The organism is Butyrivibrio sp. AE2032 (assembly GCF_000702965.1).
The window spans coordinates 191,399-207,884 of sequence record NZ_JNLF01000005.1; the positions used below are offsets into that span (position 1 = coordinate 191,399).

The window sequence follows — 16,486 nt, forward strand, 5'->3', positions numbered from 1 at the left end:
AAATATTGATTATACCTTCTTACTTTAATTAATTAAAGATAAAACTCATTCGATCAGTTCATTTTCCATATAAGATGCCAATGATTCCACTTCTTCGAATCCTTCCTGGGTAACCGGCTGAGACTGAACACTCGGACTAACCACAGGAGTATTTGCCGTATCCGGCTTAAGTAACGTTGTCTCATTTGCTACAGGATTTTCTGGTACTGTATTAACAAGCAACGTAGTCTCATTACTCGAAGATTCAAGAGCAGACGTTGAGAACTTCTCTGTTCCAACGCCTACCCTGCCGGTCTTGCTGGGCTTAGTCACATGAGAATTCGGATTGTTCGAATGTACCAGATTTCCGGAGTTGTTCTTGTTATGCTCCTGTATCTTTTGAATGGATTTCTTTGCGGTACTTCCTGACAATTCTCCGACAACCTTCGGAATATCCAAAAGGAAGAATAAGGCTACGGCAACAAGGAACACGACACCTGCAGCAATATAAACTGCCATCGCTATGTTATTTAGCATTTCAACAGTCATGATCAGCCCCCGTTCTCTTCCTGAACAGTTCCGTATGCCGCCTGGATAGCCGTTAATGTGGCAGGCATATTGGAAACGATCTCACTCTTTTTGGCGGTCGTCTTATCAGTAGTAGTCTCTACTGATACAACGATAGTATCGATCTTATTATATAGAGCGAGCAGTTCTTCTTCTTTTACCCCATCCTGTTTGAACTTTGTGGAGTATTGCTGCAGCGCAGATCTTGTCATCTCTATGATCTCGAGTCTGATAATCTCACTCTCGCTTTCATCTCCTGCCAATTGATCAACCAATTGAGACAGATCATCGAATAAAGGTTTGTAACGGCCTTTGTCACTTGCCTCGGTAACTATGATAGTAATATCACGGTAGAATTTGCCTATATTGGCATAAGCCAGAGCCATACCGTAATTGGCATAACCGTCCGGAGCGTTGTCAACGACATCCTGGAACCAGTTTACAGAGCTCTTACCCCTGGTCAGTTGGTTATCTGCACCGGTTCCGTAATCGTAGTAGTACCAATACAGTTTCCCAACCTCAAAGCATATATCCACATAGGCATTCATATCCTGCATCAGAGCATCTTTGTTGGTGTTAATGAGAACCTCTATCTGATTTGCTTCATCCTGGGTAAATACTGCATCGTTTTCCTTATAACACTGGATAAGCGCAAGATACGCATCAGGTTTCCCTGCTTTATTCGGTACTGAGATACACTCTTCATATAGTCGCCTTTTCGCATCGTAATCAGCGTTCTTCGAAGCTTCATACATAAGACTGTCGTAATTGTCGGTGGCTATTTTTGACGCAGAAAGAGTTATAAATATACCTGCCACGAGCAAAAGCACAGATAACAGAAGCGTAAGTCCGAACCAAATAACTTTGGCACGCTGCTTGCGCTTATATAGCGGTTCGAGATTCTGATAATTCTCGAGATCATACATCAGTTCCGCACAGGTCTGATATCTGTCATCAGGATTGTCCTGTGTGCATTTAAGGATTATCTGATCCAAACCGCGTGATAACAACGGATTGACTGCCCTGATCGATTTATCGGTAACCAACGTAACGCAGGGATTTACATTTGTCAGCATGTGATACATCGTCAGACCCAAGCAATAGATGTCTGTTCTGGCGTCAGTCCTTCCAAGACCGCCGTACTGTTCGGGCGCGGCATATCCCCTCGTACCGATACAGGAAGTCTCCCCTGTATTTACATCGTATGTTTTAGCCGTTCCGAAATCTATGACCATGACGCTACCGTCAGGCTTAAGCATAACATTAGCAGGCTTCATGTCACGATAAATAATTGGAGGAGTTCTTGAATGGAGATATCCGAAAACATCGCACAACTGCATAGCCCACTCAACAACGTTGGATTCTGATTGAGCACCGGTCTCCTCCAGGATTACATCGAGTGATCGACCTTCGATATAGTCCATGACAATGATCAAACTCTCATTATCTTCGATTACGTCAACGATGCTCGGAAGATTAGGGTGATTTAATTTCTTTAATGTATCTATTTCGGCAATAAGACCGGCACGAACCTGAGTAAAATCCATGCTTCCGTCCTTACGGACTTCTTTTACTGCCCATGTCTTGTTTGCTTTTTCATTTATGGCCATATATACGACGCTCATTCCGCCGTGGCCAATTTCGTTCAGTATCTTATATCTGCCGTCAACTAAAGAACCTACCTCAAGCATATCTTATCCTCATTCCGCATAGGTTCTGATACCGATAACGGTGATATTATCGCGTTCCTGACGTTGCTTGTTCGTCTCGACCAAAGCCTGCATATTTGCCTGCATTTGAGGAACGCTTGTCATAACCGACGCGTTCATATAACTATATATTTCATCAGGAGTGATCTCATGTCTGAAACCGTCACTGCAGAGCATGTAGACAGCATCCTGCATCACATTTCCCATAAAGAAATCAGGTATAACCTCATCAGATGCACCGATACATTGTAGGAGTACACTTCTTCTGGGATCTCTTTCCGCTTCTTCAGGCGTAAGATTACCAAGTTCGACCTCTCTGGCAACGACCGTCTGATCTGTGGTAAGGACACGAAGCTGATTTGAAATCTCATAAACCCTGGAATCACCGACATTGATTATGAAAAAATAAGTCTCCGTCAAAAGCATTGCAACCAAGGTTGTCCCCATATTGGTACCGAACGAACGGGCATAATCCATTATCTTTCTGTTGAAAGAAACGGCGATCTCGTTCCACTCGGCTTGTAATGTAACCTCATTAAAACCCGTCTCCAACAGTTGAGGCAATCTGGTTTCAGACCATTTTTTAAAAGCATTAATAACTGAAGAGCTGGCTATCTCGCCTTTTGAAAGCCCGCCCATGCCGTCACAGAGAACCGCCAAAACAACATTGCCCTGCTTTGTTTTAAAACGACTGACAAAATAACAATCCTGATTTGTACTCTTCGTGAGTCCTATATCCGTAACGGCCGATATAAGGAAGTTCATTACAAACCTCGTTAACTAAGCTTAAACTCAAATTCCTCATTGGCAAACTTGATCCTGTCACCATTATTAAGAGGAACCTCAACGCCACTTTGTATCATGGTACCGTTAACATAGGTATGGTTGGTTGAATTCGTATCTTTGACAAAAATCGCACCATCATGAGAAGTGATCACAGCATGGCTCCTGCTCACGGCAGTATTATCTCCGATAAAATATTCAACATAACTCTTCTCTTTGCCGATCCTGAAAGGGAATTTACTTATCAGGATCCTTTCAGAAGTTTTGACCCTTATGAGTAACGGAGTGACGGTTTTCTGAGCAGCGTTTGCAGGATTCAAAACAGTTGTCTCGCCTGCGGGACCTCCGCCGAGAACGGTTGTCTCACCGTAATTTGCACCACTGGGTGCAGGCTGATAATTCATTGCTTGCTGCTGAACGGGTTGTTGAACAGGCTGCTGCATTGGAGCAACCGGAACTCCGGGAGCAGGCGGCACCGCAGGAACTGCAGGAGCATTGGTAGCCTTTTTATTCTTACCCTTTTTATTCTGTTCAGGTGCAGGTGCAGCAGGCTTAGCTGCAACTTTGGCAGCCTTTTTAGCAGCCTTCTGTGCCTTATATTTCGCGGCATTGTCAGAATTATAATGCTGCAAAAGATAGAAAAGCGATATCTCTTTACCGTCAGTTGTAACTGCAGGTGCAGGATTAGCAGATCCCGGCTTAGGTGGGATTGCCATTCCGTTCGGTCCCTTCTGAGGAACAACCGGCTGCTTGCCTTTAGTCTGTGGCTGAGATACATTAACTGCATTTGCAGGAGGTACGGCAACAGAAGGAGAAACCGCTGCCGGAGTAGCAACAGACGTCTGTACAGGCGGAACTTGCTTGATCGCTATCTGTTGAGGAACGACAGCACTTCCCAGCAGACTGTTTGAAGGCTGATTCGATGTAGGAATCTGAGTTATCGGTCTAGCCTGAGCCGCAGAATTACCATCTTTAAGATCCGACAATATTTTCTCGAATTCAGTTAATGAAAAATTAGACGCAGAATTCAGATAATTAAGGATCTTAGCAACATGACTGCAGTCTTCAGTTACATCAGACTGAATGGTATACATAAGATTCCTGAAGAAAATACAAACATCTGCATTCGTTCGCGGTTCACTTACAAATGGCAGCATGATCATACTTACTTCGCATGTAGAAACTTCCACAAAGATCCAATCCACATCAAGGAGTATGGAACTGGTATCGAGCATATACTCTTCTGCAGCCAAAAAAGCATCAACTATACCCTTAAAAGCACCGACCATTCTCTTTCTGTTAACCTGACCGGTGAAGAAATCCTTAAGTGTAACACGCGCAGAAACATTGTATTTTATGAATCTGCTGCTATCTTTCTGCAGAAAAATAGTCTGAGCCAATCCGGGAATCTTATTGTTGGTTATCATTCCCAGAGCCATGCTGTCGACACTGTCATCATTTTTTATCTCATAAACAAGATATGTATTGACGCCACTGTTTTCGTATGTAAATTGATCCATCTATCAATAACACTGCCTTCCGTTATTTATAATCACCAATTCTTATCGCGGTATTTTTATTGAGTCAACGCCGCCACTTGTCGGGTTAGGTTCTTCCTGATCACCATTTCCGGTAGTATCACCATCATCAATACCGTCTCCAATAGTATCAGAATCATTTAAATTATCTGCACCCGTATCAGCATCAGAACCAGTATCAGAATCATTTCCAGAATCGTTAAGAACGTCACTTTCAGAATCAGCAGTCTCGCCGATATTTTCATCTGCGCTACTACCATTCTCAGCATTTTTATCCTGGTTATCTTCGCCTTTATCTAATCCCCACATTTTGGCCCTGACTGTATCCTCCATTGGAATATTGACTATTCCAAAAAGATCGACCCAAAGGTGAAGATCGTATTTTAAAGTAATTATCAGATCACCATTAACAACTTGATATTCAAAAACAATTCCTTTTAATCCGTTTTTAACTCCTATTGTTTCTAGTTTTTCTTGAGCTTCTTTGTCACTACCGCTACCGGTAAGATAAGCAATAAATCTTTTCTTCACAACATCAGTATTTGAATTACTATCATACCACTTTGTTCTACTAGTATAATTCTGATCAAATTGTGCCCGGTAAATATCGGTGGCCATATCGCTTAAATTTTCCCACCAATGGAAATCGGCACTTCCAATAGTGTCGACCTTTTCAACCATATAAGAATCTGTAGACAAACTCTTTGCAGACTGAATAAGCGCATGGTGAATCTGGTTTCTTGCCGCTATAAAGCCAAAGAAACCAAAAATGCCCAAAAAGAAGAAAAAGAAAATAGGTAAAACCAAAGCGGTTTCCAGAGTCATAGAACCCTTTTCAAATTTGTGTTGCTTCATAGTATCACCTCTTAATAGCCTATGTATCTTTCCTGATGAACCGTCTTAGTAAATACGCCGCTATCCGTTAACGAACTGAAATCAAACATTGGATTGATATCATAGGCTATATCAGTATGTACATAAGTATATGTTTTACTTATTTTGAACTCCATACCCGTGTGATATTCATAATATGCCTCTGATTCATTAATCAATATATTCTGCATCCGGTTCAATAATGCCTGGTCATGAGTACGTGTCAAAAACAGTATGAACATATGATCAGTATACGAGGTATGTGGTAATATACCACTTGAAAATGGATTAATTCCTTTCCAATCTTTTTTATAAATTGTATACGACCAAGAAATCATTGCACTATATTTTTCAGTTCTATCACTCAGTCCTGCGAGAGAAGATGCCAAATCTCCAATGCCATCCGGTGACAGATAGCAGCCGCCTTTTACAAGACTCATGTCACCGCCGTTAGCGAGGATAAAAGTATCAAGGAAGGCTTCACCGATCCAAACCCCAATATAAACAAGCCAAGCATAGGGACCGGCTTTTTGTGCAATTTTCCTAACTCCTTCATCCTTAAAAAGCGGAACAAGATCGAGTACCAATCTGAGCATCAAGATGTTGTAAAATGCACCGCACTGGTTATATACTTCATTCGTCCAACCGCAAAGAAGATATTCCTGTTCAGCTCCGTAAAAAGTCTTGCCAGTTGTTTGAGGTAAAATGCTTCCATCAGTAATAGCATGCGCTATCATATTGGCACCACTAATGCTCCAATATGCATCATAGAAATCGTAAAGTCCAGGGTTATCCATATCCTGTCCGCATACGTCCCTATAGATTTCCATACCGTAATTGTAACCACTAATATCAAGGCTTTGCATATAGTTGGTCCTGTTAGGGAAATTATAAGCAGCGTATCCGCACAATAGAATGTGATTCCACCACTCCTTATAATTTGCAATACCAATAGCGGTATCTATATGAATATTCATTACCCAAACCAAAAGGCCGGTGGCAAGAGCAGTGGTACATACAAAGAGCTCTACCGTAAGAATAATGCACTGAAGAGTATTGGGTGGAAATTTAATATGCTCTATACAATCACAAAATGCCGCAATACCAACAATACCACAAGCATTAGAAATATCATTGCCCTTATATGCGACAAGGTTAGCAAGATCTTGGAATGATTCGAATTCCCATGGCTCTTTGTTTTTTTCAGATTTTATTATCGCTCTGCAATTAGGATCTATCATGCAAGGTATATCACAAAGCGTCAAAATAATATCTATAAGATCCAGAGCTGTTTCCACTTCAGCTTCTGTATCTATATCATCATAATTTTTCATGAACCTTGAGATATGTTCAGTTATACTATTAATATCATCAATTTCGACATACCAATCTTTTTTAGTATCATCTTTAGATGAATCAGCGTCAAAATCCTCCATTTCCATTTTTTTGAGCGCTTCACTCAAATCCTCTAGATCACTAACTGTGTCTGAAACGAAATCTTCGATATCTTCATCAGCTATTGCCTCAATAAGTGGAAGAAGAGTACCGGCAACGTCCATCGTAAATTTAAAACCAGTACTCACCGCATAACCCTGATCTTCATTCGCAAGTGAATCATTCAATTCATCATAAGCATCGAGCGCATCTTCAATACCCTCGGCTACAGCATCAAGCTTGTCTTCTAAACCTTCTATCTTTTTTGCTAAATCATCACAAGCCTTTTTATAGACTGTACAAGGCGAATCGGAATCTTTAGTAACAGCCTCCCAGGCCGCTACTACATCATCATCCTCATATATATTACCGTTACCGGTGTAACCGTTCAACGCTTTTATATAATCGTTGAGAGCATCTTCAAAATCGTCGTAAGCATCTTCATAAGCTGTCAAGGCAGGATCATAATCTTCTTCAATGTATTTAGACGCGGCTTCTATAGCATTATATGCTTGAACTACTCCATCCATAACTGTGGAGGCACAACTCAGTTCAGTCGTCATTTTTTGCAAAGCCTCAACATTTATAGCTTCATTTAAATCATCAAGTAACTCTGTGAGATTACCACTTTCAAAAACAGCATCAAAAAATGCACTATACTCTGAATATTCTATAATCTGTTGTTTCATTACGGCCAGATCCTTAAGAGAATACTCACCGTCAATAGTGCACGACTTAACAATCATATCATTATCTACCAACCGCTTATTCTCATTGAAATACTTATTAAATAGGCTTTGAATATCTTCATCCTGTGAAACAGCGAGCAATCCAAAACGTTCCTTAACGAAAGGATCATAATTGGCCAAAGTTGCATAGGCACTGAGATCGTTGATCTCAATCATTTCCTCGATAACATCTTGATATCTTATAGATTCAACCATAAGAAGAGTCATTCCTAATAATGGTGTGACTACAAAAGCTAATAAAAGACTGACAGAACCTTTAACTGCCTTTCTGGATTTTAAAAGTAATGAAGAAACAATCTGTTTAAAATTATATATCCTTCTCATAATACACCTCTATCAACAAGGAATTCCCAAAGTTCGTGAATAAAAGAATACATTGTATCAACTATATTATTATTTAAAACTTTTCCGGTAACAAATATAGAAGTATCCGTTATATCTGTTATTTCTAAAGCATCTGTTCCTGCGACATATGAGGTAGCCTGAAGACGCTCGGTCCTATCAAGTCCTAAAATGTTTAATACATCCTCATAAAAAAACGAATATTTGTTTTTCACAGTAATTTTATAATGATATCTGCCAACATCATCATGTATGCGCTCCAAAGAAACCGTATATCCACCGGAATCTTCAGCTAATGAAGAATTAGTTAATCTGGTCCGAGCAATCTTCCTCAAAGTTTTCTCGTTAGCAGCTCTATATTCTTCAGCTTTTTCAGATCCGGATTTGTAATACACAATTTCAGTCACCCTTTTTTTAGTTATATTAGAAGGATCTTTCAAATCTGGGAATTTATAAGTAACAGCAATCTCTTCTGCTACCTGATTTGCGACAATTCCCATCATCGCATGTTGATAAACAAGGAAACCCATAACCATAACCATCATAAGAACTATAAACGTTGCCAAAATACAGAAAACAGATTCGAGCATTATCGTTCCATCTTCATCTTTAGAGAAGCTCCTCATAAAAACCTCCTTTCGGTTATGCGAATTTTTTAATTGCATTTCCACTAAAAACTTCATCAAAATGATTATCCGCCCAAGATCCTTTTACTACTTTTACTGTATATTCAGATTCGAACTGATCAAAAGCCTCCTTATCCCACTTTTCCAATTCCAATTCTTCCGGAACAATAATTGTTTTAATTCCATCTTCATCATTTTGGAATGCACTATTGCCTATTACCTTTAATCCCTTTGGCAAAGTAATGGTCTTCAATGATTTGCAACCATAAAAAGCCATATTACCAATAGTTGTAACAGAATCCGGGATGCATATATTTTCCAAAGACTCACATTGTTTAAACGCATTATCATCAATTACAGTAATATCACCTTGGAAAACAACAGTCTCAAGAGATATATCAGAATAAAAACACAACTTAGGTATTTCTGTCACGCCTTTAGGAATCGTTATCTCCTTTAAACTGTGACAACTATCAATTGCTGTAAGTTCAGTCAGATTTGCAGGCAATTTTATAGTTTCGATTGTATCTGAACCGGAAAGCAGCAACTTAAGATCTATATCATCATCGCTTTCAAAATATACATTTTTAACTATACCTTCCTTTAAAGTACAACTAATGATCACACCTGAAGGAATAACAAGAGATTCCTGCTTTTTTCCTTTATCAGTGAGCCCAGTCAACTTAAGGCCTGATTTACTATCTCTGAAAGTGAAATAATCCTCATTTGCCTTCAGGTCAACTACCTCTGTTTCTCTGTCAGGTTCACCATCATTATGCTTTGATGATCCGTTTTCTTGCGAACAACCTACAAGAGATACTCCCATAGCTAACGCTAGCAAAACTGATATAACTTTCTTTTTCATTCCTATTTTAATCCTCCAACAAATTAATCTATTTTGTTATATAACTCCAATAATTGCCAAACCGGTTGATCTTCTCTTGTCTCAGAATCAAATTCCATATCGGTTATAACTAAACAGCATCCTTCTATACTGAAGTACCCAGCATCATAAAACTGATAATCAATCGCCAAATTTCCATTTGTATCTATATATCCCCATTTTTTACCATCATAAACAGCCGCCAAACCATTTGAGAAACTGCGCGCAAGAATAAATTGAGGTTCTATAACAATATTCCCTTTTTTATCTATATATCCCCATTTTGCATTAACACATACAGGAATCAGTTGATCATCAGCCAAAACGCCGACATCATCAAACTCTCCTACTACCTTATCTTTATATAATACTGAATAACATGAAGCGTTTTTATATTTGAGGATCTGAATACTGTTCTTATTATATGTATAATCTGAATTCAGGATTATATCATCATAAACTTCATCCGATACCTTGTTGCCTTCTTTATCAATTATGCACCAGGAACCATCCTGCTTTACTGCCGCTGTATCATCATAAAATGTTCCGGCAAATTCAAATGATTGTCCATCAAATTGAACATCACCAAGACTATTGTAGTAATAATATTTTCCATCATTTTTTATGGCTATAAGATCTTCAGAGTAAACACCGACATCTTCTGGGATCTCATTAAAGAATCCGTGTATGATCGTCTCATCATCAACAAGAAAGTTTTTACCACTATCAGCATCAGATATAAAACGTATATTACTTTCTCCGACAGGTCCGGCAAAGGAAACTGGGGAGGTATTTATTTTATTGCCTTCACCATCAAGATAATCCCAATGATCATAATCAAAAACAATAAAATAGTTGTTTATCATGCACTTTACATCTGAATAATCACCATATTGCAATTCAAAAGCATATTTAGTTTTAAACTGTAATGCCAATACACTGTCATCTTTTACTCCAGATTCGACAGCTCTGGTCAACACTTTATATGCACTTTCGTAATCATCATCTTCAATATGCAGATTGGCATCTATCAAAACAAAATCCGCATTCTTCGGAAACAAATCGACGCTAGCATCAGCTTCTTCTAAAAATGCGTTAAAAATATCGCTATCAGAATTATCTGCATATAAGAGATTATATGCAGCTAGTTTTTCGGCCCAAACTTTTTCATTTTTAGAATCTATCATCAAAGCATCGTTATATTCAGCAACGGCTAACTGGTAAAGACCACGATTAATATAATCTTCAGCCTGGTCACAGTGCTGCTCGATCAATCGTTCTGCATTGCCATTGGGTGAAATAATAAAAACTCCCCACCCAATAACACTTAACGAAATAAGAACTATGCTCATTACCCTAGTGAACTTCACCTAAAAAACCTCATTACGCAACAGATAAGATAATTGATAACCCAAAACCAAAACACACAAAAGGTCCCAAAGGAAAACTATCACGAAGTTTTTTCTTCTTCGAGATCAACAATATAAGAGAAACCAGAGCAGATACTATTAGAGCAAAAAAGAGTGAAAAAACGGCCATATTTGCACCGCACAAAAAACCCAACGCTGCATAAAGTTTAATATCGCCGGCACCTAGTCCGCCCTTGGTTATTGCTGACATAATAAGCAGGAATACCATAACAATTATTCCAACTAATAAATTATTCAAAATAAGCATCCACGCAGATTGTCCTATAACGAACAATTCTGCAATAAAGAAAACAATTCTTCCTCCAAGAAGAATCAAAACAAACAGATTAGGAATAACAAACAATTCCATGTCAGTTATGACAACTGCAAAAAGAATCAACATTCCCATCGACAGTTTTAAATAGCTCAAAAGATCTGAAGCATTAATTTGAGCAAAATAGCCACATACAGCAGCAAATAACCCTATCAGGATCAAAAGCAAAATCCTGGATGTTTTTCCTTGAATTACACTGACTGCTTTTTTAGTTTCAGCAGACGTTTTAGAAGCGTCGGGGGCATCTGCAGTCATCTTAGTTTTTCGATAATATGGCAAATAAAACCGCATTGTCAAATAACATATTGACACTGCAATAATACACCAAATCAATCCACTAATAAATGACATGCTTCTTGCCCCCGACTATTCACTAAAATTACTTAACTTTTCCAAGGAATGTTTTGAAAGCCTTAGAAATTGTATCCATACCACCCTTAGCTAATGCCCAGAAAGCACCTGCTAATGCTACAACAATAGCTACAATGATGATGATGGAAATAAAGTTAGTGTCGCCTCTCTCAGAAGCTAAAAAGTTCTTAACTTTGCTCATCATTTGATTTCTCCTCCTTTCTTCAAAAATTAAAAAATACCGAATAAATTGAAGATATCTTCAATTTTATCGTAGAAAGTATCTATACCTTTGTTTATAAAACTCCGCAATTTAGTAAACATCTCAATCCTCGGAATAGTAATTCACTAATCAAATCTAAAAAATTAATATATTCCGATACTATTGAAAAACTTCTCAATGGCATCGTGAATATGTTGCAACCCTTGAAAGAGTAACTCTCGAAATAAAGCAGCTAACGCGATTACACACGCTAAGATAATTAATATGGCTACGATATTAGTTTCTCCGCTTTCTGAGACTAACAATTTCTTGATCCCGTTTTTCATTTTTCCTTTTCTCCCATTAATCAACCGATATGTAATACATACTTCAAAAAATAATGAAATTGAGTGCGGACACCATCCCACCCATTTTCAACCAAATACCAATACATAAAAGCAAGCATCGTAACTATAACCGTAATGATGATAATTGCCATAAATTTCGTATCACCACGTTCTGAAACAATAAAATCCTTAAATGCTTTCTTCATTTGACATGCAACCTCCCCATATTTAAAATAACCCTCCTGCAAAAGCAGCAGTAAAAACGATTACCATGACACCTAAGAATATCAAAACGATCGGCATCAACAACTTTGTTGATGCTTTTTCACCTTCCTGTAACAGGTGCTGTCTCTTTATTCTCCATAGTTCTGTAGATTGATTTGCCAGGAACCTGGTTAATTCCGCACCGCCTTTTTCCATACTCTGAAGTAATGCACTCACAAATTTCTTAATCTCACTTGAATTTGATGCCTTACCGAATCTGAAGATAGCTTCAGCATCTGAACAACCATTCTTCATATCTTCACTGGCTGTTTTCATTAGATCATAGAACTCACCTTCACCATTCTCAGAAACAAGACTCCATGCATCCTTCAAGACCATGCCGGAATTAACCAAAATGGCCATAGTAGATACTACTTCGGGAAGCTGCATATCACATTTGGTAGTCCTCTCATCAATAATGGTCTTAAACTGGGTTAAGAAAAAGCCAGCTGTAATGAAAGTAAATATCAATCCTACAAGAAGAATAAATCCATACATCGAATACATAAGTCCCGCAAGAACAAATGTAAAAGCCAGAATGAGATGCACAAACGATATTATCTGTGACCAGACAACCGTGGCATAATACTCTGAATAAACAGGAGAATACAAAATAGCAGCCTGAGTCTTAAGATCAGTTTCTATCTTTCCCCTTAAACGAAGAGGTCCTTTTGTACTCCATGCGTATCCGATAGTATACAAACCAGAGAGCGGGAATCTGCCGCTTTCAAGATTCTCATAAAGATATGCTGATTCCGCACCGCGGAAATCCTGTACCACAAACAAGACGGTGAGAGCTGTTCCAATTAAAAGCAAAATGAATCTCAGCATTTTCTCACCCCTTTACATCCATTATCTTTGTGCCTAACTTATAGGCTCCGATAAAGATACCAATGGCAATTGTAACTGCAATAACACCGGGAACAGTTGCAAAACTCCTGGCAAATGAACTCATCATGGTCCTGATCATCAACACCATACCGACAGGGATTATCATCATGATCATAAACTGTGATTTATTTGATGTAAGAGCCGTATCGATCTCAGCCTCGATCTCGATCTTTTCACTGATAATGTCACTGGTTCTACGAACAATGTCCTTCATATTACCGCCGGCACGATAACAAAGATCAAACACAACACCAAAATTCTTTATATCATCAATACTGCTTCGTTCACCTAGAGAACTCATCATCTGTTCGATTGGAACATTATTCTCCATACCGTCGATCATCTCTTTTACTTCGGAAACGATATAAGCCTTATCGGAATATTGAAGTCTCAGATCATCATATGAAGATAAGAGAGAATCCATCATATTCATACCGCTTGATAATGATACTGCAAGCGTTCCAAGAAAACTCCTGAACTGTTCTCTTAATTCATTCCTTCGCTTTGCTCTTAACTGCTCAGTCCTCATTGGGAAAAGGACCTTGACAGCAATAAGACCGGCAATAATAAAGATAAAAATATTACCGATCATGGATGCATTAGTAGCATTGCCATCCTCATCCAGAAACTGGTTACCATAAAAAATAAGTCCTACCAAACCGCCACAAACAAAGCATACAAGGAATGTTAGGAACTTCTCGGTTCCATTCATATAATACTCGTTATAATTTATCATCGGCGTATTCAGCGCTGACGGAATAAACTGAGGACCTCTTACCTTTTTAGCCATATCAGATCTCCCCCTTATAACCGGCAAGCGCAAGTTTTAAGGTGTTCGTCAGCTTATTCTCGGTTCTGACAAGACAACCTGAAACCTTCTCAAGTGTTGAATTCTCATCTTCTTCGAAAACATACAAAGGATTAAGCACGATTTCTCCATCCTTATATCCGACGACTTCACAAATCTCCATTGTCTTACGGGACTTATCCCTGAGTCTCGAAAGATGGATGATGATATCAACAGCGGAAGCGATCTGCTGTCTTATAGCCTCCAGCGGAAGTCCTGCCGAACCCTGAAGTACCATTGTCTCAAGACGGCTCAGCATATCGTGAACTGAATTGGCATGACCTGTTGAAAGAGAGCCGTCATGTCCGGTATTCATGGCCTGAAGCATATCAAGAGCTTCTCCACCACGGACCTCACCTACAACGATCCTTTCCGGTCTCATTCGGAGAGAGGATTTTATGAGATCTCTTATGGTTATCTCACCGGCACCCGTTGTATTCGCATTACGAGTCTCGAGTCTTACAAGATTATCTATTCCCTTGATCTGAAGCTCAGCAGAGTCTTCGATCGTAATAACACGTTCATCCTTAGGGATAAAATTTGATAAGGCATTCAGGAAGGTGGTCTTTCCTGAACCTGTACCGCCTGAAATAAAGATATTGTATTTGGCACGAACAAGGATCTCTAATTTATCAGCGATTTCTTTCGTTATGGAACCATATTCGATCAATCTCTCGATTGTCATCGGTTCTTTTGAAAACTTACGGATGGTAACGATAGGACCGCAAAGAGAAATGGGAGGCAGAACTACATTTACACGCGAACCGTCAGGAAGTCTTGTATCGCATATCGGACTTGACTGGTTAACTTCACGACCTGCAAGACCGACAATACGCTGAATAATGTCTTCAAGCCGTCTTTCACTCTCGAACTGCTTCTCCAATTTAAATAAATGACCATCCTGCTCAATAAACACATTTTCAGGTCCGTTGATCATTACTTCGGTTATAGACTCATCCTTGATGATGGAATCAAGTAATCCAAAACCACGGATAGAACTGAAAACCTGCTCGGCGATGGAAACCCTCTGCTCAATAGAACAATACTGACCTCCCAACTGAAGGGAGACCAATTCTTCTATTTTTTCCTCAAGGTCATCATCACTGATATCCTTAAGTGAGAAGCTCTCAGTTACCAAACTCTTGATCTTGGCAACAATCTGGAGTTCCATCTCAGAATCCACTTACCATCCTCCTCAATTTATGTTGTCAAACATTGACATGGTAGCTATATGATCAACAACCTTGCCAGCGTTTTCATGTAAAAATACCTGTATGCCGCCTATAAGTTTTGCATCGATATTTCCGACATTCTTACCTGTCTTGCTGCTGTATCTGTTATACATAAGGTGAAGCCTTCTCAACAGATCTGCTTTATTGTTCTGTTCAAGCAAGGCCAAAGACTGATAAGCGCGGGATATTTTCTGGTTTGAACCTTCCTCGCCGTCGGAAACCCAAACCAAATAATGAGCAAGGTTGAATATCTTCAGATGATCCGCATCAAGATCAAAATCGATATCAATAACTATATAATTATATGAACCGGTAAGTTTTAACTCATTTATAAGTCTGACAATATCATCGACGGCCAGTTCCAGCATATCCAAAGGAACTGCCGTGGCAGAATAAAACGAAACACCTGAAGCATCTTTTTTAACGCAGCTTTCAAGTTTCATACCGAGATTTGTTTTTCTGCTCTTTAGAGCATAGATAACTTCGCTCAAGTCATACTGGCCTTCACCGGAAAAATAGATATCCGCTGAACCAAAAGGCTCAAGATTAAGATATAAAACATTATTACCTTTACTGCTGAAATATTTAGCACAGGCTGCAGCAACGGTAGAGGTACCTACTCCGCCGCAAGGTGATGAAAAAAGAATTATCTTTGTGCTGTCATCATCAAGCTTTAAACTTGAGATACCATTAGCATTCTCTGCATATAAACTTAAGATCTGCTTATATATAAGATCCGCTTTTTGGAATTTGCAGATAGCACTGCGGTTTTTGTAGGAATCGATTCCATTATTCCCAACAAAGTAGGCAAAAACGCATTTGGGAGGAATCTTTCCAAAATCTATCTCAAACGTCTCGTCAGCCAGGAAAACTTCGATCCTATTAGAAATAAGAGAATCCAAAGCCATCTGCAGATCTGTAAATGAATAAAGCTCGATCTTATCTGCGAACTTCGCACTGAAAGCGGTTACAAAGCGGTCAAGATAGACTTTGTCACTGTCCAAAATAGCTACTCTTATTTTCATATTTCCCCTCCGAAGAGATTGTTCTATTCTTGCTATAGAAAAATCCATTCTTATAGTAACATTTGTGAAGAATTAATCAATCTTTTTAAATAATTTTCGGG

The 16,486-nt window shown here is 39.0% G+C and carries 16 protein-coding genes; all 16 read right to left on the reverse strand.

The annotated features are described in order from the left end of the window. Positions 1-45 precede the first annotated feature (45 nt). Entirely contained in the window at positions 46-528 is a 483-nt protein-coding gene (locus BO18_RS18570; protein ID WP_034448909.1) for a hypothetical protein, read from the reverse strand. A gap of 2 nt (positions 529-530) precedes the next feature. After that, positions 531-2,237 carry a serine/threonine protein kinase gene (locus BO18_RS18575; RefSeq protein ID WP_034448910.1) on the reverse strand — a complete coding sequence of 569 codons (1,707 nt, stop codon included), beginning with the start codon at positions 2,235-2,237 and terminating at the stop codon, positions 531-533. Between the two features lie 9 nt (positions 2,238-2,246). Further along, on the reverse strand, positions 2,247-3,020 hold the full coding sequence (locus BO18_RS18580) for a PP2C family protein-serine/threonine phosphatase (protein ID WP_034448911.1): 774 nt from the start codon (positions 3,018-3,020) through the stop codon (positions 2,247-2,249). Positions 3,021-3,031: 11 nt separating this feature from the next. Continuing rightward, positions 3,032-4,558: a DUF6382 domain-containing protein gene (locus BO18_RS18585; protein ID WP_034448912.1), complete on the reverse strand. Its 1,527-nt coding sequence runs from the start codon at positions 4,556-4,558 to the stop codon at positions 3,032-3,034. A 42-nt stretch (positions 4,559-4,600) separates the two neighbouring features. Then, positions 4,601-5,431, reverse strand: coding sequence for a TadE/TadG family type IV pilus assembly protein (locus BO18_RS18590; protein WP_051688936.1), 831 nt, complete (start codon positions 5,429-5,431; stop codon positions 4,601-4,603). Positions 5,432-5,442: 11 nt separating this feature from the next. Further along, complete coding sequence (locus tag BO18_RS18595; RefSeq protein WP_034448913.1) at positions 5,443-7,956, reverse strand: YlbF family regulator; 2,514 nt, start codon at positions 7,954-7,956, stop codon at positions 5,443-5,445. After that, positions 7,953-8,600, reverse strand: coding sequence for a TadE/TadG family type IV pilus assembly protein (locus tag BO18_RS18600; RefSeq protein ID WP_034448914.1), 648 nt, complete (start codon positions 8,598-8,600; stop codon positions 7,953-7,955). Before BO18_RS18600 ends, BO18_RS18595 begins: the two co-directional genes overlap by 4 nt. 16 nt (positions 8,601-8,616) lie before the next feature. Next, positions 8,617-9,465 carry a leucine-rich repeat domain-containing protein gene (locus BO18_RS18605; RefSeq protein ID WP_034448915.1) on the reverse strand — a complete coding sequence of 283 codons (849 nt, stop codon included), beginning with the start codon at positions 9,463-9,465 and terminating at the stop codon, positions 8,617-8,619. Positions 9,466-9,488: 23 nt separating this feature from the next. Beyond that, positions 9,489-10,835 (reverse strand): WG repeat-containing protein, encoded by a 1,347-nt coding sequence (locus BO18_RS18610; protein WP_185752508.1) that lies wholly within the window; start codon positions 10,833-10,835, stop codon positions 9,489-9,491. A gap of 31 nt (positions 10,836-10,866) precedes the next feature. Next, positions 10,867-11,577: a prepilin peptidase gene (locus BO18_RS18615; protein WP_034448917.1), complete on the reverse strand. Its 711-nt coding sequence runs from the start codon at positions 11,575-11,577 to the stop codon at positions 10,867-10,869. A 28-nt stretch (positions 11,578-11,605) separates the two neighbouring features. Continuing rightward, complete coding sequence (locus BO18_RS34955) at positions 11,606-11,782, reverse strand: hypothetical protein (RefSeq protein WP_185752509.1); 177 nt, start codon at positions 11,780-11,782, stop codon at positions 11,606-11,608. Between the two features lie 364 nt (positions 11,783-12,146). Beyond that, positions 12,147-12,332: a hypothetical protein gene (locus BO18_RS18625; RefSeq protein ID WP_034448919.1), complete on the reverse strand. Its 186-nt coding sequence runs from the start codon at positions 12,330-12,332 to the stop codon at positions 12,147-12,149. 22 nt (positions 12,333-12,354) lie between these two features. Next, entirely contained in the window at positions 12,355-13,221 is an 867-nt protein-coding gene (locus BO18_RS18630) for a type II secretion system F family protein (protein WP_034448920.1), read from the reverse strand. Positions 13,222-13,225: 4 nt separating this feature from the next. Then, entirely contained in the window at positions 13,226-14,071 is an 846-nt protein-coding gene (locus BO18_RS18635; RefSeq protein ID WP_034448921.1) for a type II secretion system F family protein, read from the reverse strand. Position 14,072: 1 nt separating this feature from the next. Next, complete coding sequence (locus tag BO18_RS18640) at positions 14,073-15,299, reverse strand: CpaF family protein (RefSeq protein WP_034451354.1); 1,227 nt, start codon at positions 15,297-15,299, stop codon at positions 14,073-14,075. A 24-nt stretch (positions 15,300-15,323) separates the two neighbouring features. Beyond that, positions 15,324-16,385, reverse strand: coding sequence for an AAA family ATPase (locus BO18_RS18645; RefSeq protein ID WP_034448922.1), 1,062 nt, complete (start codon positions 16,383-16,385; stop codon positions 15,324-15,326). Positions 16,386-16,486 lie beyond the last annotated feature (101 nt).

What these genes read in the sequence shown, in the direction of transcription:
- BO18_RS18610 (WP_185752508.1), bottom strand. Translation starts at nt 10,835, where the DNA reads ATGAGCATAGTTCTTATTTCGTTAAGTGTTATTGGGTGGGGAGTTTTT.
- BO18_RS18580 (WP_034448911.1), bottom strand. Translation starts at nt 3,020, where the DNA reads ATGAACTTCCTTATATCGGCCGTTACGGATATAGGACTCACGAAGAGT.
- BO18_RS18570 (WP_034448909.1), bottom strand. Translation starts at nt 528, where the DNA reads ATGACTGTTGAAATGCTAAATAACATAGCGATGGCAGTTTATATTGCT.
- BO18_RS18640 (WP_034451354.1), bottom strand. Translation starts at nt 15,299, where the DNA reads ATGGAACTCCAGATTGTTGCCAAGATCAAGAGTTTGGTAACTGAGAGC.
- BO18_RS18590 (WP_051688936.1), bottom strand. Translation starts at nt 5,431, where the DNA reads ATGAAGCAACACAAATTTGAAAAGGGTTCTATGACTCTGGAAACCGCT.
- BO18_RS18605 (WP_034448915.1), bottom strand. Translation starts at nt 9,465, where the DNA reads ATGAAAAAGAAAGTTATATCAGTTTTGCTAGCGTTAGCTATGGGAGTA.
- BO18_RS18615 (WP_034448917.1), bottom strand. Translation starts at nt 11,577, where the DNA reads ATGTCATTTATTAGTGGATTGATTTGGTGTATTATTGCAGTGTCAATA.
- BO18_RS18575 (WP_034448910.1), bottom strand. Translation starts at nt 2,237, where the DNA reads ATGCTTGAGGTAGGTTCTTTAGTTGACGGCAGATATAAGATACTGAAC.
- BO18_RS18635 (WP_034448921.1), bottom strand. Translation starts at nt 14,071, where the DNA reads ATGGCTAAAAAGGTAAGAGGTCCTCAGTTTATTCCGTCAGCGCTGAAT.
- BO18_RS18595 (WP_034448913.1), bottom strand. Translation starts at nt 7,956, where the DNA reads ATGAGAAGGATATATAATTTTAAACAGATTGTTTCTTCATTACTTTTA.
- BO18_RS18625 (WP_034448919.1), bottom strand. Translation starts at nt 12,332, where the DNA reads ATGAAGAAAGCATTTAAGGATTTTATTGTTTCAGAACGTGGTGATACG.
- BO18_RS18630 (WP_034448920.1), bottom strand. Translation starts at nt 13,221, where the DNA reads ATGCTGAGATTCATTTTGCTTTTAATTGGAACAGCTCTCACCGTCTTG.
- BO18_RS34955 (WP_185752509.1), bottom strand. Translation starts at nt 11,782, where the DNA reads ATGATGAGCAAAGTTAAGAACTTTTTAGCTTCTGAGAGAGGCGACACT.
- BO18_RS18600 (WP_034448914.1), bottom strand. Translation starts at nt 8,600, where the DNA reads ATGAGGAGCTTCTCTAAAGATGAAGATGGAACGATAATGCTCGAATCT.
- BO18_RS18645 (WP_034448922.1), bottom strand. Translation starts at nt 16,385, where the DNA reads ATGAAAATAAGAGTAGCTATTTTGGACAGTGACAAAGTCTATCTTGAC.
- BO18_RS18585 (WP_034448912.1), bottom strand. Translation starts at nt 4,558, where the DNA reads ATGGATCAATTTACATACGAAAACAGTGGCGTCAATACATATCTTGTT.